The organism is Marinomonas maritima (assembly GCF_024435075.2).
GTDB classification, from domain to species: domain Bacteria; phylum Pseudomonadota; class Gammaproteobacteria; order Pseudomonadales; family Marinomonadaceae; genus Marinomonas; species Marinomonas maritima.
Genome location: NZ_JAMZEG020000001.1, coordinates 21,700 through 43,455, shown reverse-complemented (window position 1 = coordinate 43,455; position 21,756 = coordinate 21,700). Strand labels below are relative to the sequence as shown.

Genomic DNA, 21,756 nt, shown 5'->3' with positions numbered 1-21,756 from the left:
TCACAGCATAACGCAAGCTTTGTGCCACACCTATGACTCTCGCACCACTTAACGAAAAGATTGCCGAAACCTCATAGGCCTTATACTCTTTTGCTCAATATCTACTTATTTACTGTCTCTTATTACTCAACGGAGTAAAAACGTGAATTACAAACGTCTAGAAACCTTTGTTTGGGTTGCCTCATTAGGTAATTTTCGCAAAGCAGCAGAACGACTTCACACCACACAACCCGCGATTTCGGCTCGAATTGCGGGATTAGAAGCAGAATTAGGCGTCAAACTCTTTGAACGAGAAGGTGGCTCCAGTCCAATAATGCTGACGTCAAAAGGCAAAGAACTGTTGCCCTATATTGAAAAAATTCTCTATCAAACGGAACAATTACGAAAACGTGCGGGCATTTCCAACGCATACTCTGGCGTACTCCGTTTAGGCGTATCAGAAACCATCGTCAACACGTGGCTGCCCGATTTTCTATCGCGTCTGCACAAAGACATGCCCAACCTAGATGTTGAAATGACCGTGGATGTCACTGCGAACCTAACCACGGGCATTAAAGATAGAAGCTTGGATTTGGGGCTATTAATGGGGCCGATTTCTGAGCCTAATATCGTCAATCAGGAACTGTGTACGTTTTCACTCTCGTGGGCCGCCAGCCCAAAGCTGGACTTACCAGATCGACTGCTTTACTTGGAAGAGTTGGCGAAGTGGCCGATTATTACCTATGCACGAGCCACCAAACCTTATGTTGAAATAAACCAAAAGTTCCGTGAATTAGATGGTCCACCAGCGCATTTTTTTGCCTCAACATCCTTAGCGGCTTGTCGCAGTTTAGCGATTGACGCGGTTGGCATTTCTACCTTACCGAACATTATGATCGCTAAAGAATTAGCAGCCGGAAGTTTACGCAAAATTCGAGCGGTCTGGACGCCGAGCGACCTCACCTTTACCGCGTCCTATTCCGATGTTCCCTTTAATCCGTTAGCAGAAATAGCGACCAATATCGCGGTTATTGCTGCTAAGGAATACAATAAACAGCAGAATTTAGCCTGATCTTTTTTAATAAGCACATCATAAAAAAAGCGTGACGCGTTAAGCGCCACGCTTCCAATGCATCAGGCAAAAACACGTTTTATGCTTTCACAATGGACGCCAGCGTTTTCGCTAAATCGAGTATCTGCTGATCCATGCCATTGCCTGCAGTGAGCATGAAGCCCATTGGCTCGTTTTGAAAACGAAACGGCAGCGATACGCTACAACCATCTAACACATTCGCTAAAGACGTATTACGCAGACACAGTAGATTTACACGATCATATTCTGCATTTTCTTCAAGATCGGTCAATTTGGGCGCGACAACCGCCACCGTCGGCAATAAGAAAATAGTGTTAGGTTCATCGGCGGCCATTCGTTGAATAAATGCCTTTCGAGCTAATTTTGTTTGCTCGAAATCTTCGACGCTGATGGTTTTGGCGCGTGCGATACGAGACGCAACTCTTGGGTCTAAATCCTCCTTTGCCAAGTCGTATTGCTCACCATACGAGTTTTTTGTGAAGTAATAGTCCCGACATTCAAACGCTGAGAACTGCCAGACAGGCAGTGCTTTGTAGTCTTCTAACGCGTCAATAATACGTCGCTCAACGATAACACCAGCAGCCTCTAGACGCGCTAATGCTGCTGTAAAACCTTGTTCAACCAGCGCATCCAGACCATTCATACCAAAATTGCTTGGTACGACTAACGTCAATTGAGGAAAAATTTGCTTAGCTGGCGACACAGACGTTTCAGACGACGATCCTGCCGATAAAATATGCCAAAGCAATTCACATTCTTCTACCGTATTAGCAATCGCTCCAATCGAATCTAACGACACCGACAAAGGCAGACACCCTTTCCTTGATACCGTTTGCTGAGATGGTTTAAACCCTACCAAATAACAAAACGCCGCAGGAATACGCAATGAACCTCCCGTGTCCGTACCCAACGCGGCATCGGCCACGCCTAACGCAACGGATGCTGCACCACCGCTGGTCGAACCTCCGGTAATACGACCCGGGTTTAGCGGATTATCCGGCGTACCATAATGCGGATTTAAGCCCAATCCAGAATAGGCCAACGCCGTCATATTAGTGTGGCCCAAGAAACTCGCTCCGGCTTTTCTTAACAAGGCAACAGCCGCTGCGTCATGCTCAGCCGGTTGCTTGTTAATAAAAACCGATCCCGCTTGGGTTTTATAGCCTTCCACTTGAAACAGGTCTTTTATCGAAATAATCGCACCGGTCAATGGCCCTTGCTGAGGCGCCACATAATCAAAAAGCTCTGTGAAAACGCTGTGACCTTTTACGTCCAATATTTCCTGCGCTTGTTTCCACTGGGTCATCAACTCTCGGCCTTGCCAAGCAAAGTTCGATTGCTTTGATTTCGTCATACATTCGCTCACTATTGACCATAATTTGGTGATGCCTTCATACAGAATAACACCACACATTTGTCTGGAAAATTACCGCTATTAAGCCATTCCGTCAAAGAGAGAATAACTGACATCACCCTCTTGATAGAAAAAATTGATCAAATAGGTCAAAAAAACACGATTAGACTTTTAAGGTAAGCTAGATCTACTCTTAGTAACACCAAATTGTGGCAAGAATAAGGAAAACGTTAATGAAGCAAGCACCATTACCCTTACTGCAACAAACCTCTGATTTACGCTATGCAATCCGCAATAAAACACACACTGGCGTGACTAGTGGCCTAGCACAAGGCGCGATGCAAGGTAATGTAGTGATTTTGCCTGCGGATTGGGCAAGTGAGTTCTTGCTTTATTGCCAGAAAAACCCTGTCTCTTGCCCTTTGATTGGCGTGTCTGAGGTCGGCAGTTTCGCTATGCCAGAACTTGGTCATGACATCGATATGCGCCATGATATTCCAGAGTATTATGTTTATCGCAATGGCGTGAAAGTCGAAAGCCGCTCCGATATTGAAGATTTATGGCAAGATGACATGGTGGCATTTGTATTAGGCTGCTCTTTTTCTTTTGAACATGCCTTGTCACAAGCAGGTCTTACGCCTAGAAATATACAAGAAGATGTCAACGTTTCTATGTTTGAAACCTCGATTGCTACCGTACCAGCAGGACGTTTTTTTGGTAACACCGTAGTAACCATGCGCCCATACACACCAAAAGATGCAATCCGAGCGATTCAAATCACCACACGCTTTCCAAAAGCACACGGTGCACCACTACACTTTGGTTCACCACAAGACATTGGCATTACAGACTTAAACAAACCCGAATACGGTGACGCCGTCACAGTAAAAGAAGGCGAAGTCCCTGTTTTTTGGGCGTGTGGGGTTACGCCGCAAGTGGCAATCCGTAACGCTAAACCCCCGATTTGCATTACGCATGCTCCAGGCAAAATGCTTGTGACAGATATTTTAGATACCGATCTCGCTGTTCTTTAGTGGATAAAAAGCGAAAGAACAGTGCCTCCACACAGGGCTTAAAACTGTGTAATACATAACAACAACGACATGTAAAAAAGGAACGAGAACTATGTTGAAATTAACCAGCGCGTTACTTATTGGTGGGCTTGCGTCTACTGCCAGCTTTGCAGAGAAATGGCATATGCCAACGCCTTACGGAGACGGCAATCTGCCAACTCAAATCGCTTATACTTTTGCTCAAGAAATCAAAGACAACACCAAAGGTGAACTTGATATTACGGTTCACTCCGGTGGTTCATTGGTCAAACACACTGAAATTCCTCGCTCTGTTAAATCAGGACAAGTACAAATAGGTGAAGTGTTTCTTGGTATTCTAGGCAATGAAAACCCTGTTTATAAACATGACAACATTCCCTTTCTAGCCACGTCTTTTGAAGACGCAAAAAGACTGTGGGAAGCCGCTAAACCAGAAGTGTCAAAACAACTGGATAAAGACGGCATGATGCTACTTTACGCCGTAGCGTGGCCAGCCCAAAGCCTTTACAGCAAAGAGCCCGTTAATACCTTAGCCGATTTAGCAGGCACGAAAATGCGTGCTTACAGCCCATCCACATCACGCCTTGCGGACTTGATGGGGACGACGCCAACAACAATTCAAGTGCCAGACATTCCTCAAGCGTTTAGCACAGGCATCATTCAAGCAATGATCACGTCACCGTCTACTGGTGTCGACAGCCAAGCATGGGATTATGTTAATAACTACACGGATATCCAAGCTTGGATTCCGAAAAACATCGTTGTGGTGAACAAACGCTCTTTTCGTCGTTTAGATAAAGCCACTCAGCAAGTCATACTGGATGCAGCAAAACACGCAGAAGCAGCAGGTTGGACCAAAGTGGCGGCACGTGCAGCGAAAGACAAAGCAACCTTGATTGAAAACGGCATCATGGCATCAGATCCTTCTCCTGCGTTGCTAAAAGAGCTGCAAGCCATTGGTAAAACCATGACAGAAGAATGGAAAGCAGAAGCGCCTAAAGACGTCGGCGCGATTTTGTCTCGTTACCAGAACGGAATGTAAAGAGAACAACCCCTCCCTAGCCCTCTCCTTCCAAGACATAAGGGAAGGGGGCAAGTACTAAAGCCTGACCCTTTGAAATATGAAAGGTGGAGGCAAAGCACTAAGCTCCTCCCCCTGACAAGGGGGAGGTTGGGAGGGGTTCCATAAACCTGCCTCAATTCTCTTCAAAAAGTGAACACTATGAGCCAAATAAAAGAAAAACTTTACCAATGCTCTGGCCTGTTGTCCGGTTTGTGTATCGTCATCATCACCTTGTTATTGTTAGCACAAATCGTTGGCCGCTTATTCGGTTTCATTGTGCCGTCTGCAGAGGATTTTGCAGGCTATGCTCTGGCATCCTCTACCTTTTTAGGGCTGGCTTATACCTTCCGTGAAGGTGGGCATATTCGTGTCACTCTGCTGATACAACGCTTCTCACCTGTGCCTCGTAAAATACAGGAAGGTATTATCCTCCTATTGTCTCTCGGATTGCTGTGTTACTTGTCTTACGCTTGTTCTTATATGGTGTACGAATCTTATATTTATGACGAAGTCTCTTACGGCTACGTCCCTGTTCCACTGTGGATACCACAAATGCCCGTTGCTATTGGGGTGATCGCTCTCACTCTCGCTATTTTAGATGCACTCGTCATGGTACTTCGTGGCAAAAAACCGACTTACAGTGAACAAGAAGACGCGCTGTCTTTGGAGGAAATCTAATGGATATGATGTGGATTTCTATCCTGCTGGCATTTGCCATGCTCGCTCTTTTATCTCTTGGGGTTTGGGTCTCGTTTACCCTTATCGCGATTGGCGGTTTAGGCTTAATTCTTTCTGAAAATTATCAAGTCGATTTGCTCTTTGCGACGTCTAGTTGGGGCGCCAGTACGGCGTGGTCGCTGACAGCGTTACCGTTATTCATTTGGATGGGGGAAGTGCTTTTTAGGACCCGTCTGTCAGAAGATTTATTCAAAGGTTTGTCACCTTGGTTGGGGAATGTACCGGGTAAATTGTTGCACGTGAATATTCTTAGCTGCGGTATTTTTGCAGCGGTGTCTGGCTCCTCTGCGGCCACTGCCGCGACGATTGGACGCATGACCTTGCCCGAACTTCGTAAGCAAGGTTACAGTGATCGTATGGCCATCGGCACGTTGGCTGGATCGGGAACGTTAGGATTACTCATACCGCCGTCAATCATCTTGATTGTGTATGGCGTTGCCGCTGAAGTGTCTATCGCTCGCTTGTTTATCGCTGGTGCGCTACCGGGCTTACTTTTAGTGACACTGTTTATGGGCTTCACCATGATTTGGGGTCATCTACACAAAGACGAATTGCCCAAAACAACAGGACATGAAACTAGCTGGTCTGCACGTATCAAAGGCTTGCGTAAACTCTTGCCCGTGGTTGGATTGATTGGTTTTGTCTTGGGCTCTATTTACGGAGGGATTACCACACCGACCGAAGCCGCCGCAATTGGCGTAACCGGCGCGTTGATCCTTGCCGCTTGTACTGGCTCGCTGAGCCGTCATAGCTTTATGGAAAGTTTATTAGGCGCGGTAAAAAGCTCCTGCATGATCGGTTTTATCTTGGTTGGGGCGCACTTTCTAACGCTCGCTATGGGCTTCTTAGGCATTCCTAAAGCCTTGGCGGTGTGGATTGCGGGCATGTCGCTTTCACCGATGGAACTGATTTTATATCTGACGGTTTTATTTGTGATATTGGGCTGTTTCTTGGATGGTATTTCTGTGGTGGTACTTACCGTTGCCGTGATATTGCCGATGGTACAAGCGGCGAATATCGATCTATTGTGGTTTGGTATCTTCATCGTGTTGGTGGTAGAAATGTCGCAAATAACGCCGCCCGTGGGCTTCAATCTATTTGTGATTCAAGCCCTGACAGGGAAAAACATTCTCTATGTCGCAAAAGCCGCGTTGCCGTTCTTCTTGCTCATTGGCGTCGCGATTCTTTTGATCAGTATCTTTCCTGAAATTGTGACGTATTTACCGACCACCATGTCGCAAAACTAAACAGTCTCAATATTAAACAGGCATGAGGAATCAAACATGAACTTAAATTGCGATATGGGCGAAGCATTTGGTGCTTGGACAATGGGCTTAGACGATCAAATTATGCCCTTTGTGGATCAAGCCAACGTTGCCTGCGGCTTTCACGCGTCAGACCCATTAACCATGGCGAAAACCATTGCCTTAGCCAAACAACACAATGTCACTATTGGCGCGCACCCAGCGTATCCAGATTTGGTCGGCTTTGGCCGCCGTAATATGGACATCGCACCGGCTGAGTTGAAGGCCATCATTCAATACCAAATTGGCGCGTTAAAAGGCCTTTGTGAAAGCCAAAACACCCAAGTGGATTACGTGAAACCTCATGGTGCTTTATACAACACCATGATGGCGGATTTCACGGTATTGGAAACGGTAATGCAGGCGGTAAGCGAGCTAGATGCCACGTTAACCTTGATGGTAATGGCCGTTCCAGAAGCGCCTGAGATTAAAAAAATGGCGAAGATATACGGCCTTACCATTTGGTTTGAAGCCTTCTCTGATCGTTTGTATACAGACGAAGGTCGACTCATGCCACGCAAAGAACCCAACGCGGTTCATGCCAGCTTTGACCTGATTGAAAGACAAGTCGAGCAGCTATGCGAAACGGGCACACTCACCACGGTATCGGGTAAACAGCTTGCCATTCATGCGGATACCATCTGCGTACACGGCGACGGCGCTCATGCTTTGGATGCTGTCACGCGCATTCGCACACTGGTTGATCGGCTTAAACTTAATCCTCCAAGAAAGACAAGCGCGAAATAAACCATGAGCCATGCAGATTTTCCGAACATTGACATGGTCAGTAATCAAGCTTGCTTACTGACCTTTAGCCAAGTGATTAGCGAGGCGACCTCAAACTACATTGCCCAAGTGACACAGAACCTAAAAAACCTTGCTGGCATTGTGGATTTGGTGCCGTCTTACACGACTTTGCTGGTGGTTTTTGATGATGATCATTACGATCGTTTTGCCATTTTTAAAGCCATTCGCCAGACCATAGAAGCCATTGATCCAAACAACGTTTCCCTAATCGACAGCCGTGAAGTCGTGATTCCAGTGTATTACGGTCAAGAAGTTGGCCCAGATATGGAAGACGTAGCAAAGCATTGTCAGCTCAGCGTAGAAGAGATCATTAAGCGCCACAGTGACACGGTTTATCGCGCCTACGCAATTGGCTTCACGCCGGGATTCGCCTTTTTGGGCAATACCCCCGATGAACTGCATGTGCCAAGAAAAACCACACCACGTTTAAAGGTGCCTATTGGCAGTGTTGCGATTGCGGAAAATCAAACAGCGGTTTACCCCAGCGTGACACCGGGCGGTTGGCAAATTATTGGTCGTACCCCCATTAACTTGATTGATTGGGGCAGTAAAAACCTTGCCCTAATTGCGATGGGTGATTCTGTACGATTCGAGCCAATTTCTCGAGATGAGTTCTTAGTACAAGGAGGTCAGCTCGATGGCTTTTAACGTAATCAAACCCGGTTTATTGGCCTTAGTTCAAGATTTAGGCCGTCATGGTCATCAGTCTATTGGCTTAACCACGGGCGGCCCGATGGACGAAGTGGCGTTTCGCTGGGGCAATGCACTACTCGATAACGACCCCAATAGCGCGCAGATTGAAATCACCTTCGGTATGTTCACCTTAGAAGCGCAAGCCGATACCAGCATCGCCATCACGGGTGCAGATCTTGGCGCAACATTGAACGATAAGAGTGTTCCACCTTGGCAAACCTACGCCATCAAAAAAGGCGATATTCTGGCGTTTCACCAACCCGTTTGGGGGTTACGCGCCTATCTCGCGGTAAAAAGCGGTTTTCTTTGTGAACCCACATTAGGCAGCGTAGCGACCGTCATGCGTGAAAAAATTGGCGGCTTAACAAGTAAAGGCGACAAGCTGAAAAAAGGCGATTTACTTAGCTATCATACGAGCCATGATCACCAACAACGCGCCGTCCCTCGTTTGGCCATTCCAAACTATGGCAATAAAGAAATTCCAGTGATTTTGGGTTATCAATATCAATCCTTCTCGTCTTTAGAACGCGCCAACTTCTTTTCCAACGACTACACGGTGTCATCAAATTCGGATCGAATGGGTTATCGGCTGGAAGGCAAAGCCGTTCACACGGAGCTTAAAGGCATTATTTCGGAAGGCATTGCTTATGGCGCCATTCAAATCCCGAAAGACGGCCAGCCGATTGTATTACTACGCGACAGACAAACCATTGGAGGTTACCCAAAAATGGGCTGCGTGACACGTGTCGGCGGTGGCATTCTGGCGCAACAAAAGCCAGGGGATATTATTCAATTCACGCCAATTACGGTGGATCAAGCCGAACAAGAGCGTCATTTGCAAATGGCTCGCCTCGCTCAGTGGCGTTAGCCGCTTAGATAAACTTTTTATATTTACGATCAAAAACCATAAGCCCCAACAGCACTTCAATCGCTGTTGGGGCTTTTTGCATTGAAGAAGCATATCGGCTCTAAAAGACACATATAGTTTTTAACAATCGAAACGCTAGTAAATAACAATTTTATCAATAAATAAAAACACCCTAATATGACTCCTGTTGCTAACGCACTCAAACACACATCAGGAGATACACAATGATCAATACTCAAATCAAACCATTCAACGCCTCTGCTTTTAAATCTGGCGAATTCGTAGAGATTTCTGAAAAAGACGTATTAGGCAAATGGTCTATCTTTTTCTTCTACCCAGCTGATTTCACTTTTGTTTGCCCGACTGAACTGGGTGATGTTGCAGACCATTACGAAGAGCTTCAGAAACGTGGCGTTGAAGTCTTCTCTGTTTCGACTGACACGCATTTCACTCATAAAGCGTGGCATGACAGCTCTGAAACGATCGGCAAAATCAACTACTTCATGGTAGGCGATCAATCAGGCAAGATCACCAACAACTTTGGTGTAATGCGTGAAGGGCAAGGCCTAGCTGACCGTGCCACCTTCTTGGTCGATCCAGAAGGCATTATCCAAGCAATGGAAATCACCGCGGAAGGTATTGGTCGTGATGCAGAAGACCTAATGCGTAAAGTGAAAGCAGCACAATATGTAGCGGCTCATCCAGGTGAAGTTTGCCCAGCGAAATGGAAAGAAGGCGAAGCAACGCTTGCCCCTTCTTTAGACCTAGTCGGCAAAATCTAAACAGACTGTTGGCTAGACTCAAAAAGAGTCTCGGCTCCTTCTTAATAGGAGGAGCCAATCCATCACCTCGCACAGCACAACCTTTAAACACAGTACATTACTCAATCAGAAAGCGGGTTTTACATCATGTTAGAAGCAAACATCAAACAACAGTTGGGCACATACCTACAAAATATCGTTAATCCGATTGAGATCACTGTGTCCACTAACGGTTCTGCAAAAGCAGAAGAATTACTTAGCTTAGCTCGTGAAATCACCGAGATGAAAAGCGACAAAATCACCTTATCTGTCAACGAAAATGCAGCGGGTCGAGCACCACAAATGGCGATTGGTCCACTAGGGCAAGTGCCTCGTGTTCGCTTTGCTGGCATTCCAATGGGCCACGAATTTACCTCTTTGGTATTGGCATTATTGCAAGCAGGTGGTCACCCATCCAAAGCCGCTCCAGCAACGCTTGAGCAAATCAAAGGCTTGGACACAGAATTAAACTTTGAGGTGTACATTTCCCTCTCTTGCCACAACTGTCCAGACGTTGTGCAAGCCGTCAACTTAATGGCGGTGCTTAATCCCAAAATCACCGCCACCATGATCGATGGCGCCTTGTTCCAAGACGAAGTCGAAAAACGCGAAATCATGGCGGTGCCATCTGTTTATTTAAACGGCGAATTATTCGGCCAAGGTCGGATGACCCTAGATGAAATTCTCAACAAAGTAGACACAGGCGCGGCCAAAAAACAGGCATCTGCCTTATCTGAAAAAGCCCCATACGACGTACTCGTTGTAGGAGGTGGTCCCGCTGGCGCAGCGGCAGCTATTTATGCGGCGCGTAAAGGCATCCGTACGGGTGTCGTAGCAGAACGTTTTGGTGGTCAAGTGGCTGACACCATGGCAATTGAAAACTTCGTTTCCGTAAAAGCCACCGACGGTCCAAAATTAGTCGCAGGTCTTGAACAACACGTTTTAGATTACGACGTCGAGCTGATGAAAACGCAAAAAGCGGTTCGTCTTGAAAAGAAAGAGTTTGTTGAAATCGAACTCGAAAATGGTGCCATACTGAAAAGCAAAACGGTTATCTTAGCCACTGGCGCACGCTGGAGAGAAATGAACGTACCCGGCGAACAAGAATACCGAGGCAAAGGTGTCGCTTACTGCCCACACTGCGATGGTCCATTGTTCAAAGGCAAGAAAACTGCCGTTATCGGTGGTGGTAATTCCGGTATTGAAGCCGCGATAGACCTTGCCGGTATCGTAGAACATGTGACCGTTTTTGAATTCGCTGATACCTTGCGCGCCGATGCGGTATTGATTAAAAAAGCCAATTCTTTACCGAACGTCACCATCATCAAAAATGCCATGACGACCGAAGTGATCGGCGATGGTCAACGGGTTATCGGCCTGAAATACACAGACCGTACCACTGACGAATCCCACCTTGTGGATGTGGCAGGTATCTTCGTGCAAATCGGCTTGGTGCCAAACAGCGAGTTCTTAAAAGACACGTTGGAACTGACGAATCGAGGCGAAATCGTCATCAACGCTCACGGACAAACATCGATTCCAGGTGTGTTTGCCGCCGGTGATGTCACCACCGCACCGTACAAACAAATCATCATCTCCATGGGATCTGGCGCAACGGCCGCCCTTGGCGCGTTTGATTACTTGATTCGTAATTAAATAGCAGGGATAACCCGCCTTCAGCAACACCCGAACCGACCAACGCCCCTTGCTCCACGAGCAAGCGCGAAAAGTCGCTGTAGGGCGTAATTGGTTCGCAACTAAGCAAACAATTAGAGTCATATAAACCGCCCTCTGGCTTAGCGAGATGGCGGTTTTTTATATTCTAGACCAGTAGAAACACCGCGCTATCTTTATAAGCAGCAGATAAGAAAAAATAATATCGGATGGAACACCCTCAAATGAGGGTAGAAGAAGTAAGTATCGAAACCTATACTGATGAAAAACTTGTTCACATTTAGTCCATATAGCTTACAAAGGTATTCGTTATGATTCGCTTATTTAGCATCAGTGTATTACTGATAGTGTTATCAGGCTGCGCCAGTCAAGCCTCAAAAGAAGCTGACATCCTCATCCATGGAATAGAAAACCAAGACATAACAGTACTAGAAAACAATAAAGACAATCCTTATATTACTACCACCAAAAATGTTGAGCCTGATTTTGTTGAGTATTCCAATGCGATGGAAGCCGCTATTTATAATAGAAATTTAGACGCTGTGAAGTATTTATCTAGTATCGATGCGGCCCATAAAGTCTCGGTACGATTTAATGCCTTGACTGGTCAATGGCAAAGAACAGAGGTAAATATTCCCCCTGCAGAACTTGCTTGTGGTGTTGCTGACTTCGAGACTATGGCGTTTTTACTAGAACGTTACCCTGATGAGAAACCGAACTACACCAATTGCTTACACTACTTAGTTGCCTCTCTTTCATATTACCCAAGCGGCCACTTCTTTCTCCTTAAAAATCCAGCACCAACTTTTCGCAATGGTGAAAATACAGCAGTAGCCGTACAAAAGATCATTGATCTAGGTGGCGAACCTAATACTCTGCCCAAATATGGCGTGCCTATGTACAATTCGGTACTCTCATCAAATACTAATGATTTACTCGTGACCTTGCTTAAAAATGGCATGGACGCCAACACGCAATTTTCTTGTCTTTACGGAAAATGCATGTTTCTTACCAAGCTAGGAAACTACCTTGATGAAATACAGTCTTCTGAGAGAGCGAAAATACTCGTTAAATATGGCGCTGACGTCAATGTAACTCATGATACCCCTGTCATTATTGGCCTTGACGCTTCTGGTTCATATTTATACGAAAAAAGAAGTATGACCCCTTTGCATGACGCCGAGTTTTTTGACCGAAAAATATTAGCCGCAACTTTGATTGATCTGGGTGCAGATCCCGCACTCAAAAATGCAGATGGTTATACCGCTGACGGTTATGCAGGAAAATTTGCTAAAATTAAAGCCCTACGAGAAAAGCAAGTTGCCATTAATCAACAAAGAGCAGCGCAGCAGCAGGCACAGAAAAACCAAGACAATGGCGGCTCCTTCGGTGGCTCGGTACTGGATGTAATGGGTGCCATTGGCGCTGGCGGTCTCTATTAGAGATAGAAAAAACGGTTGGTAGAACCCCCTTTTTCGGACCAACATGAACAGAACTTGAACCGTCTTCCGGCATGACTGGAAGGCGGTTTTTTTGCTTTATACATTGCAAAACTACCGTTCAACTATTTCTTTTTAAAATAAAAAAACAGAGTGTTTGCGCCATGATTGTCACCTCGCAAGCACTCTGTTTTATGGGTAGCAATAAGCTATTTGTCCGCGTTAAGCAGAGGCTTTTTTAACGAACTGAGATTTCAGCATCATGTCGCCCGCGCCGTCGACTTTACAGTCAATATCATGGTCGCCATCAACGAGACGTTTAATGGTCGCTTTGGTGCCGATTTTTAACACTTGAGAAGAGCCTTTTACTTTTAGGTCTTTCGCCAAGGTCACTTTATCGCCTTCTTGTAATAGTTTGCCGCTCATGTCTTTGATAATCAAAGCATCTTCGTCAACAACGACTTCGTTGGGGTTCCACTCGTGTGCGCACTCTGGGCAAATCAACATGGTTTGATCTTCATACACATAAGTGGAGTTACATTGTGGGCAATTAGGAAGACTCATAGTTATCACTACCTTTGGCGTAAATGGGAAAATTTCGCGCATTATACCCTTATTTTCACTGTGGTTTTTGATCCGCGATAAAAAATACTTTATGCCCACGTTTCTAAACCTTGTTACGCGTCGATTCTGATCGCCATTGGGTGATCTGGATTAAGCTGTAACAAATCCCACAGGTTGCCATATAAGTCTTCAAACACAGCAACCCAGCCGTAATCCTGTTCTGTTGGCTCACGTACAAAGTGGATACCGACGCCAATCATGCGTTCATAGTCTCGCCAAAAATCATCCGTATTGAGAAACAGAAAGACTCGTCCACCCGCTTGATTACCAATGAAATTGTGTTGTTCAGGTTTAGAGGCGCGTGCTAATAAGATCGAAGCGCCGGTGGAATTTGGCGGTGCAACCACGACCCAGCGTTTGTCCTGTTCTGGCTGATACGTGTCTTCAACTAAGTCAAATTTTAGCTTATTGACGTAAAAATCAATGGCGTCGTCGTAATCTTTCACAACCAATGCGATATGAACAATATTTTGCTTCATGGTATTTTCCATTTCTTATAATAGGCACTGCCCAATTATGGAGGAACAGAGGCGCTTTAAACACGCTTCTATCGAAAAACAATGACGTCATACGTTAGAAGGAATCAGTCCCGACATCCAAAAATTCGCAATGGCATGACTTGGCGTTTGAGAAATAGAACCATCAACGGCTCTATCTGACGGTTTGGTATGGAAAATAGTCTGCGCAATATGACGGCCAGTGCGCTGTATGGCTGTGGTTTTATCAATACGTTTAGCTTGAAACTGCTGGAGCACAACATCAATATCATCGTGTTCTGGTAATAACTGAGCTAACGTCCATGCGTCTTCCAACGCTTGGCATGCGCCTTGTCCTGATGTGGGTAATGCCGCGTGGGCGGCGTCACCGATTAGTAACACATTGTCGTTGTGCCAAGAAGTAATAGGGTTTACGTCGTGAACATAAATGGTGTTAATTGACGCACCTTGTGCGTGTTGTAACACGTCGATCACAGGTTTAGGCCAATGCTGAAATCGGTGCATCAGGTCTTTTTGAGTAAAAAATGGGTGACTTTTTCTTTTCGGCAAAGACACCCAGCCCGCGGCCCAATAACAGGTTTGATCGTCTATGGGCACAATTCCAAAGCGCTCACCGTCGCCCCAATAATCCTGAATAACGGTTTTGTCGACAAGCGTAAAAGGAGATTGGCTAATACCAATAACATTGATAAATCCCTGATAAACCGCTTCGTTATCAACACTTGATTCTGCGCTCAGTGCGCTAGTAATGTTCTGACGAGCAGCGGAGTTCATACGTCCGTCAGCGCCGATCACAAGGTCGTATTCGGTTTTCAATTGAGCCAACGCTTCCGCCTGAACAGGATGAGAAAAATGAATATGTGCCTGCGTTTTTTGCAAGGCATCAAACAGGATTGCCATCAAATCCCGACGTAAAATACTGTAGGTTTCGTTCTGAGCCTGCCGATTAATATCGTGGATCGCCAGCCGACTTTTTTCGCTGAACGCTTGATTGAGCGGATCACTAGAGTGCTGATCGTACCGCACCATGCTTTTTGGCTTGCCTGATACTTTGGCAATCTCATCTAACAAGCCCATTTGCTTCAGCACGAAGCTGGCATTTGGCCATAAGGTCACACCCGCCCCCAATTCACTGCCTGTCTGTGGCCGGCGCTCAAACACGTGAACAAAATGGCCTTGCCTTGCGGCGAGTATAGCGAACGCCATGCCCGCAACACCCGCACCGATAATCGCGATTCGTTTTTTTGCCGTCATATTCATACTCAAGTCATCTCATTGATTAGAAGAGGACTCAGTATTCATCAATCGCATCATGTGATAAATATGGGACTATTGATTTTATTAACCCATTAATTGAGCGAATCATGATTGAAAAAATAGAACTTCCTTGGCTGCTCAGTTTTCAATCGGTATTTGAGAGTCGTAGTTTTAAACAGGCGGCCGAAACGCTCGGTTTGCCGTCGTCCAATGTCAGTCGACATGTTGCTTTACTAGAAAAAGTGCTCAACGTACGTTTATTAGAACGAACCACTCGGCGTATGTCGCCAACGGAAGCAGGACAAACGTTATACGATCAAATCCTACCGCTGTTGGCCACATTGGATAAAGGCTTAGAAGACATTGCTCAGCAGAGCCAAGAAGTATCCGGCCGCCTTCGAATTCTTATGCCGGACTTGCCTATTTTAGCAAAACAATTGGCTTCTTTTTGTTCTCGTTATCCCGATCTTACTTTAAGTTGCGACACCGGTTTGGTGCCTACAAAAGGGCTGCTCGACGGCTTCGATTTGGTGCTGCAATTCGGGCGTGGTGGTCTTGATGATTCGGACTGGGTCGCCACCGAGCTAATGCGTTGGCCCAGTGTCGTTGTCGCGACACCAGAATTAGTGACGCGTTATGAAGGTAACTTATCGTTAGAAAATCTGGTCAATTTACCTTGTATCACCAGTTTAAGCGCACTGAATGGCTCGCCTTGGGTGTTTAAAAATGGCAAACAAACCAGCACAATTCAGGTCACATCACAGTACCGAGTAAACAGCGCACACATGGCAAAAGAAGCCGCATTGTCTGGACTTGGCTTTGCCATTCTTCCTCAACAAACCTGCCTCGCGGATATTCAGCAAGGTAAGCTCGTCGCTTTAACCTTTGATAAAACACCAGAAGACCTTGTGCTGTACGCGTATTCGGGACGACTCAAACACTCGGCTAGAAAAGTTAAAGCCCTGCTCGATCATTTGCATTTCGAGAAAATACAAACACGTTAGTAAACGATCTAAACCAATATCCTTTTCAATGCGTATCAGTATTAATTGAAGCAATAGTAATGAAGAGGTATGGCAATGAAATTGGGGCTCATTTGGTTTGGTAACGATCTGCGCAGTACAGACCAAAAAATGCTGTGGAGAGCAGCACAAGAGGTCGACCAGTTGGTGTGTTTGTACTGTAACGAGCCACACACAAAACGCCCCAGTCGTTACGCCACTCAGGGTATATCGACAATTCGTCGTGACTTTCTATTAGAAGGGCTTGATGATTTAGCCATGCATTTGGAAAGCCTAGAGCAAACTTTGTTTGTCAGTCAACATAACGCGGCCACCAGTATTACATTACTTTTAAATGCGTTGCCGATTTCCCATATTTATCGCAATCATCATGGCGGTTGGGATGAGCAACAAACATTAAGACAAGTTGCTCATGACTTTCCGGATGTGCATTTTCACATCGACCATGGCTTAACGTTATTTGAACCATGGCAGTTACCTTTTCAGGTAACAGAGTTGCCCACGTCTTTTTCGACCTTTCGACGTTTGGTCGAGAACGTTGATATTGCATCACCAATGCCCATTGTCCGTGAGCTGCCACCTGCCCCTAATCTAAATTTACCCCTTATTCGTTCTTGGCAAATAGAGCCTATTCAGGGATTCCATACTTTTGTAGGCGGTGAAGAAGCCGCACAACAACAACTCAACGATTATTTTGCAACCGATTTACCCAGCTATTACAAAGACGTACGCAATGCCTTAGATGGTTGGGAAAACTCGACAAAGCTGTCTCCTTGGCTCGCGCAAGGCAGCCTATCAGCCAAGCAAATTAAAGCCTGTTTAGACGTTTACGAACGCGACCACGGTGCTAATGAATCAACCTACTGGATTTCTTTTGAACTGTTGTGGCGTGAGTATTTTCACTGGTATGCAACCTGTTATGGGAAAAAGCTTTTCTTACCCGGTGGTTTGTCTAACAAGCAGACACAAACCACCTTCTACGCTGAACGCTTTCGTAAATGGTGCCAAGGCAATACGCCCTATCCGATCGTAAACGCCTGCATGAAACAGTTAAACCAAACCGGTTTTATGAGTAATCGGGGGCGTCAGATTGTCGCAAGTTGTTTGATCTACGAATTAGGCATCGACTGGCGCTATGGCGCCGCCTATTTTGAAGAACAGTTGATTGATTATGACGTAGGTTCAAACTGGGGAAACTGGCAATACATTGCAGGCGTTGGTGCAGACCCTAGAGGCGGGCGTCACTTCAACCTAGAAAAACAAACCGAGCAGTATGATCCGAATCAGCATTTTGTTCAAAAATGGCGAGGCCATGAATTCGATAAACAACTGGACTCGGTCGATGCGGCAGATTGGCCAATTTCTCCAGCTTATCACAGCCATAAAGAGCAACCATGAAAAACAGCCATCACCACTACCATACGCTACGTGTGATTCTTGGCGATCAACTAAACGCGGCGCATTCTTGGTTTCGTGAACACGATCAGGGGATTTTATATTTGATCGCCGAATTGCATCCCGAAGCAACGTACGTAAAACATCATATTCAAAAGCTGTGTGCTTTTTTTCTCGCCATGGAGCATTTTGCTACCGCGCTTAAAAACGCAAACCACCCAGTGTGTTACCTCACGCTAGACGAGACAAAAAACCAAAGCTTAGAAACGGTCATTCTTACGCTGGCCGCCAAACACAAAGTGGTAAATATTGAATTGCAACGGCCGGATGAATATCGTGTTTTACAACAGTATCGTTCACTTGAATCCGATGCGACAGAGCACAGCGTCCGCATGGTCGACAGCGAACATTTTTTATTGTCGTTTGATGATATTCCGCAACACTTTAAACCCAAGCACAGCGTACGCATGGAAAATTTTTATCGAAAAATGCGCCAGCGTTTCAATATATTGATGGACAACGATGGCCAGCCAGAAGGAGGTCAATGGAACTACGACAGCGCCAACCGGAATAAATTAAAAGCGACAGACCTAAACGTCATTCCCGCGCCTTTGTGCTTTCAACACGATGTGCGTCATTTACTCGAACGTATTGAGCGTCACGATATTGCGTCTATGGGTCGTGCAGAGCCTGACTTACTTTGGCCCGTAACACGCCAAGATGCGCTAAATTTATTGGCGCATTTTTGCGAGCATTTATTGCCGAACTTTGGACGCTTTCAAGATTCAATGACAAGCCAAACACCACACAGTTGGAGCCTGTACCATTCGCGTCTGTCTTTTGCATTGAACAGTAAACTAATCAACCCGAAGCACGTCATAAAATCCGCCATCACCGCTTATCACGAAAACGACGACATCGACATCGCTCAGATAGAAGGCTTTGTTCGTCAAATACTGGGGTGGCGCGAATACGTTCGCGGCATGTATTGGATCAACATGCCCGATTATAAAGAACAAAATGCGTTACAAGCAGGGCGAGATTTACCCGCGTTTTTTTGGAACGGTGACACCAAGATGCATTGTCTTTCCAACGCCATTGGACAATCTCTCGATTACGCCTACGCGCATCATATTCAGCGACTTATGGTGACAGGTAACTTTTGTTTATTAACCGAGATTCAGCCAGAGCAAGTCGATGAATGGTATTTGGGGATTTATATTGATGCGTTGGAATGGGTGGAGTTACCCAATACACGCGGTATGAGTCAATTTTCCGATGGCGGTTGGATCGCCTCCAAACCCTACACAGCCAGTGGAAGCTATATTCATAAAATGAGCGACTATTGCAGCTCGTGCCATTATAAGGTGAAAGAAAAAACCAGTGAGCAAGCTTGTCCTCTGAACAGTCTTTACTGGCACTTCATGGTCAAACATCGCGAACGCCTCGCAGAGAACCCGCGTATTGGTATGATTTATGGAAACTGGGACAAACAAGACGACGCACAAAAGCACGCCGTTTTACAAAGAGCAGAATGGTGTTTGGACAACATAGAAACGCTCTGAACCAATAAGAGTTTAATCAACCGACCTAGCTTCTTGGCGATTAAGTAGTTGTTGCTGCCATTTAACGATTCTTGGTAGTAACAGGCCAGCAATCACAATCGCCATGCCTAACAGCTGCAAACTTGTCACGGTTTGACCGTAAGCAAATGCCGTCAATGCTGCAAAGACAGGTACAAAATTAAAGAACAGCGAAGCATTCGCCGCACCAAGCTGCTTCACGCCTGAAATCCACAACAAATAACCACCAACGGTGCCAAACACACCGATGAACAATAAATCTCCTAACACGCTGCCACTAATAGACAAGCTTTCTTGCAGAGGATGAACCTCTGAACTAAATGCCGTGACCAAAGAGATAACACCCAAACCTGATAGCATGCCGACCAAGGTATAAGGAATCATCGGCATCCAGCGGCTCACACCTTGCGTTAAATAGGTATAAAGGCTCCAGCACAACATGCCCAGAAAGATCATCTGATCACCATGATTAAACTCAAAACCCAGCAAGCGTTTTAGCTCTCCATTAGTTAACACCAACAACACACCAGATAAACATACGACCAAACTAAAAACCGCACCGCGAGTTGGCAGTTTGCGTTGCAACAAAGAACCAATCAAAGACGTGGCCAATGGGCTGAGCGCCATAATCAAGGCACCATTGCTGGCATCCGTTTGCGCCAAGCCGGTAAACAAACCAAGGTTTAAACCGCCGACACCAATAATAGAAACACCAACAGCCCACGCCCATTGCTTTGCCGTTAAGCTAGGCATTGGTATGTTTTTCCATTTGGCATAAATAAACAGGCAAAGAGCAGCGATACCAAAGCGCCAAATAACCAAAGTCAGCGCGTGCACTTCTCCCAACGCATGTTTACCAACGGGGAAACACGCTCCCCAGAAAAACGTGCATAGCAATAATAGTAATACGGCATTCATGTTCACCGAACGGTTCATATCCTTCTCCACTAAAAGAAAACTTGAAACTATAAGGCGCAGTGTATAGATTTTAAATACGGAATAAATAGACAAAACCGAGATGGTAAATCCCAAATATGAAATTTAACTATTCACTTGATGATATGCGTTGCTTTTGCGCGGTTGCTCAACATGGCAGTTTTAAACAAGCTTCGGTTGCGTTGGAAATTCCTCTTTCAACATTGAGTCGGCGAGTCGCTAAATTAGAAGAAAACTTGGCAATACGATTGCTAAACCGTGACGCCCACAGAATACAGCTCACTCATTCAGGGCAACGATATTACGAAAGAAGTTTGCCCCTGTTTGAAGAATTAAACGATGTGGCAGTCTGTCTTTTTCAGGACACAACCCAAGCAAAAGGCACGATTAGAATTTCTGCTCCGGTGAATTTTGGCGTACATGTTTTAGCTCAGCACTTTAATGCCTTCTTGGACGAATACCCCGATATCCATTTGGATTTGCGTCTTTCAAATCAAAAAATCGATATTGAAGAAGAAGCCATCGATATCGCGTTTCGCATCGGTGACCATAATGCCGATCATTGGATCGGTAGGCATTTAACGAACATTCGCTTTGTGATTTGTGGCTCCGTCAATTTAGACATATCTAATCTAAAAACACCCTGCGATTTGGAAGGGTTTCCCACTGTATTATGTGCGCCTATGTCCACGTGGAAGCTGCAACACACTACCTCTGGAGAAATGCAAAACCATAAACCAAGTAATAATATTCGCCTAAAAGTAGACGACATAAGTTTGCTAACACGCGCTATACAAGATGGCTTAGGTATTGGGTTTATGCCTGATTATCATGCGCAGCCATTGATCGATTCGGGAGAGCTTAGACAAGTTTTACCTGAGTGGAGTAACCAACCGCGAGGTTGCCAAATGCTCTATCGAGATCGTGACAACATGCCCTTTCGATTACGCTTGTTAATCGATTTCATGATCAAGCGGTTTAACGACAATCCACTGTATCAATAACTCAAAAGGGCATACTGATTTTAAGCGCCTACGCAAATTGATTAACGGACAATTCGACAATCAAATCACTGCTGATGTTTTCTAACGCGGCTTCCAACTCAGGCAATGGCAGGTTTTTTGGCACCGATAAGACCATCTCAGTTTTGAACAGCATGTCAGAGCTCATCGGCGCAGGTTCACATGAAGTGGTGAGCTCTTTCACGTTAACCATAAGAGAGTGCAGTACTTGAGACACTTCTTTAACAATGCCTGATCGGTCATTTCCAACCACAGACAAAGACAATGTTGACCCTTCCGAAACACTCTGGTTCGCCACTTCTACCGTGACATGTAAACCCAGTTTTTCGAAATTTCGTAGCGCATTGATCAAGGCATCTTGCTGATCTAATGGAACCGAAACGGTTAGAATACCGGCGAATTTATCCGCCAAATGCGCCATACGACTTTCTAGCCAATTTCCATGATGGCGGGCAATGGTATCGGATAGGCGTTCGACAAGACCTGGGCGGTCTTCTCCAATAAAGCTCAAGACAAGATGTTGCGACATAGGATTCTCCATCAATATTTTTAGAAT

General features: G+C 45.6%; 21 protein-coding genes. 15 read left to right on the top strand and 6 right to left on the bottom strand.

Annotated features, from left to right (window positions below; translation table 11 throughout):
- The first annotated feature begins 142 nt into the window (after positions 1-142).
- Positions 143-1,051: a LysR family transcriptional regulator gene (locus tag M3I01_RS00225; protein WP_255893511.1), complete on the top strand. Its 909-nt coding sequence runs from the start codon at positions 143-145 to the stop codon at positions 1,049-1,051.
- 79 nt (positions 1,052-1,130) lie between these two features.
- On the opposite strand, the gene M3I01_RS00220 is transcribed toward M3I01_RS00225, so the two are convergent.
- Positions 1,131-2,426: an amidase family protein gene (locus M3I01_RS00220; protein ID WP_275564851.1), complete on the bottom strand. Its 1,296-nt coding sequence runs from the start codon at positions 2,424-2,426 to the stop codon at positions 1,131-1,133.
- A gap of 233 nt (positions 2,427-2,659) precedes the next feature.
- Between M3I01_RS00220 and M3I01_RS00215 the strand changes: the two genes are divergently transcribed.
- The 10 genes from M3I01_RS00215 to M3I01_RS00170 all read left to right on the top strand — a co-directional run bounded on the left by M3I01_RS00215 (position 2,660) and on the right by M3I01_RS00170 (position 12,867).
- Positions 2,660-3,460: a putative hydro-lyase gene (locus M3I01_RS00215; RefSeq protein ID WP_255893510.1), complete on the top strand. Its 801-nt coding sequence runs from the start codon at positions 2,660-2,662 to the stop codon at positions 3,458-3,460.
- 91 nt (positions 3,461-3,551) lie between these two features.
- On the top strand, positions 3,552-4,520 hold the full coding sequence (locus M3I01_RS00210; protein WP_255893509.1) for a TRAP transporter substrate-binding protein: 969 nt from the start codon (positions 3,552-3,554) through the stop codon (positions 4,518-4,520).
- Positions 4,521-4,700: 180 nt separating this feature from the next.
- On the top strand, positions 4,701-5,219 hold the full coding sequence (locus M3I01_RS00205; RefSeq protein WP_255893508.1) for a TRAP transporter small permease: 519 nt from the start codon (positions 4,701-4,703) through the stop codon (positions 5,217-5,219).
- The gene (locus M3I01_RS00200) at positions 5,219-6,526 is read left to right on the top strand and encodes a TRAP transporter large permease (protein ID WP_255893507.1); all 1,308 of its coding nucleotides are present in this window, start codon (positions 5,219-5,221) and stop codon (positions 6,524-6,526) included. Before M3I01_RS00205 ends, M3I01_RS00200 begins: the two co-directional genes overlap by 1 nt.
- Before the next feature lie 36 nt (positions 6,527-6,562).
- The gene (locus M3I01_RS00195; RefSeq protein ID WP_255893506.1) at positions 6,563-7,330 is read left to right on the top strand and encodes a 5-oxoprolinase subunit PxpA; all 768 of its coding nucleotides are present in this window, start codon (positions 6,563-6,565) and stop codon (positions 7,328-7,330) included.
- A gap of 3 nt (positions 7,331-7,333) precedes the next feature.
- Entirely contained in the window at positions 7,334-8,038 is a 705-nt protein-coding gene (gene pxpB, locus M3I01_RS00190; protein ID WP_255893505.1) for a 5-oxoprolinase subunit PxpB, read from the top strand.
- A complete protein-coding gene (locus tag M3I01_RS00185) occupies positions 8,028-8,951 on the top strand; it encodes a 5-oxoprolinase subunit C family protein (RefSeq protein WP_255893504.1) in 924 nt (307 codons plus the stop codon). Before pxpB ends, M3I01_RS00185 begins: the two co-directional genes overlap by 11 nt.
- Before the next feature lie 224 nt (positions 8,952-9,175).
- Positions 9,176-9,733: an alkyl hydroperoxide reductase subunit C gene (gene ahpC, locus M3I01_RS00180; protein ID WP_255893503.1), complete on the top strand. Its 558-nt coding sequence runs from the start codon at positions 9,176-9,178 to the stop codon at positions 9,731-9,733.
- Positions 9,734-9,859: 126 nt separating this feature from the next.
- Positions 9,860-11,407 carry an alkyl hydroperoxide reductase subunit F gene (gene ahpF / locus M3I01_RS00175; RefSeq protein WP_255893502.1) on the top strand — a complete coding sequence of 516 codons (1,548 nt, stop codon included), beginning with the start codon at positions 9,860-9,862 and terminating at the stop codon, positions 11,405-11,407.
- Between the two features lie 329 nt (positions 11,408-11,736).
- Entirely contained in the window at positions 11,737-12,867 is a 1,131-nt protein-coding gene (locus tag M3I01_RS00170) for an ankyrin repeat domain-containing protein (protein WP_255893501.1), read from the top strand.
- A 219-nt stretch (positions 12,868-13,086) separates the two neighbouring features.
- Here the strand turns inward: M3I01_RS00170 and M3I01_RS00165 are convergent, their stop codons facing one another.
- From M3I01_RS00165 to M3I01_RS00155, 3 genes are all read right to left on the bottom strand, one after another.
- A complete protein-coding gene (locus M3I01_RS00165) occupies positions 13,087-13,428 on the bottom strand; it encodes a zinc ribbon domain-containing protein YjdM (RefSeq protein ID WP_112135616.1) in 342 nt (113 codons plus the stop codon).
- 113 nt (positions 13,429-13,541) lie between these two features.
- Positions 13,542-13,967, bottom strand: coding sequence for a VOC family protein (locus tag M3I01_RS00160; RefSeq protein WP_255893500.1), 426 nt, complete (start codon positions 13,965-13,967; stop codon positions 13,542-13,544).
- Positions 13,968-14,054: 87 nt separating this feature from the next.
- Positions 14,055-15,245, bottom strand: coding sequence for an FAD-dependent monooxygenase (locus M3I01_RS00155; protein ID WP_275564850.1), 1,191 nt, complete (start codon positions 15,243-15,245; stop codon positions 14,055-14,057).
- A 104-nt stretch (positions 15,246-15,349) separates the two neighbouring features.
- Here M3I01_RS00155 and M3I01_RS00150 point away from each other — a divergent pair, with 104 nt between their 5' ends.
- From M3I01_RS00150 to M3I01_RS00140, 3 genes are all read left to right on the top strand, one after another.
- Positions 15,350-16,246 carry a LysR family transcriptional regulator gene (locus tag M3I01_RS00150; protein ID WP_255893497.1) on the top strand — a complete coding sequence of 299 codons (897 nt, stop codon included), beginning with the start codon at positions 15,350-15,352 and terminating at the stop codon, positions 16,244-16,246.
- A gap of 69 nt (positions 16,247-16,315) precedes the next feature.
- Positions 16,316-17,662, top strand: a complete 1,347-nt coding sequence (locus M3I01_RS00145; RefSeq protein ID WP_255893496.1) for a DASH family cryptochrome — start codon at positions 16,316-16,318, stop codon at positions 17,660-17,662.
- Entirely contained in the window at positions 17,659-19,224 is a 1,566-nt protein-coding gene (locus M3I01_RS00140) for a cryptochrome/photolyase family protein (RefSeq protein ID WP_255893495.1), read from the top strand. Before M3I01_RS00145 ends, M3I01_RS00140 begins: the two co-directional genes overlap by 4 nt.
- Positions 19,225-19,236: 12 nt before the next feature.
- Here the strand turns inward: M3I01_RS00140 and M3I01_RS00135 are convergent, their stop codons facing one another.
- Complete coding sequence (locus tag M3I01_RS00135; RefSeq protein WP_255893494.1) at positions 19,237-20,178, bottom strand: DMT family transporter; 942 nt, start codon at positions 20,176-20,178, stop codon at positions 19,237-19,239.
- 98 nt (positions 20,179-20,276) lie between these two features.
- Here M3I01_RS00135 and M3I01_RS00130 point away from each other — a divergent pair, with 98 nt between their 5' ends.
- A complete protein-coding gene (locus tag M3I01_RS00130; RefSeq protein ID WP_255893493.1) occupies positions 20,277-21,182 on the top strand; it encodes a LysR family transcriptional regulator in 906 nt (301 codons plus the stop codon).
- Positions 21,183-21,210: 28 nt separating this feature from the next.
- Here the strand turns inward: M3I01_RS00130 and M3I01_RS00125 are convergent, their stop codons facing one another.
- The gene (locus tag M3I01_RS00125; RefSeq protein ID WP_255893492.1) at positions 21,211-21,729 is read right to left on the bottom strand and encodes a glycine cleavage system protein R; all 519 of its coding nucleotides are present in this window, start codon (positions 21,727-21,729) and stop codon (positions 21,211-21,213) included.
- Positions 21,730-21,756: the final 27 nt, after the last annotated feature.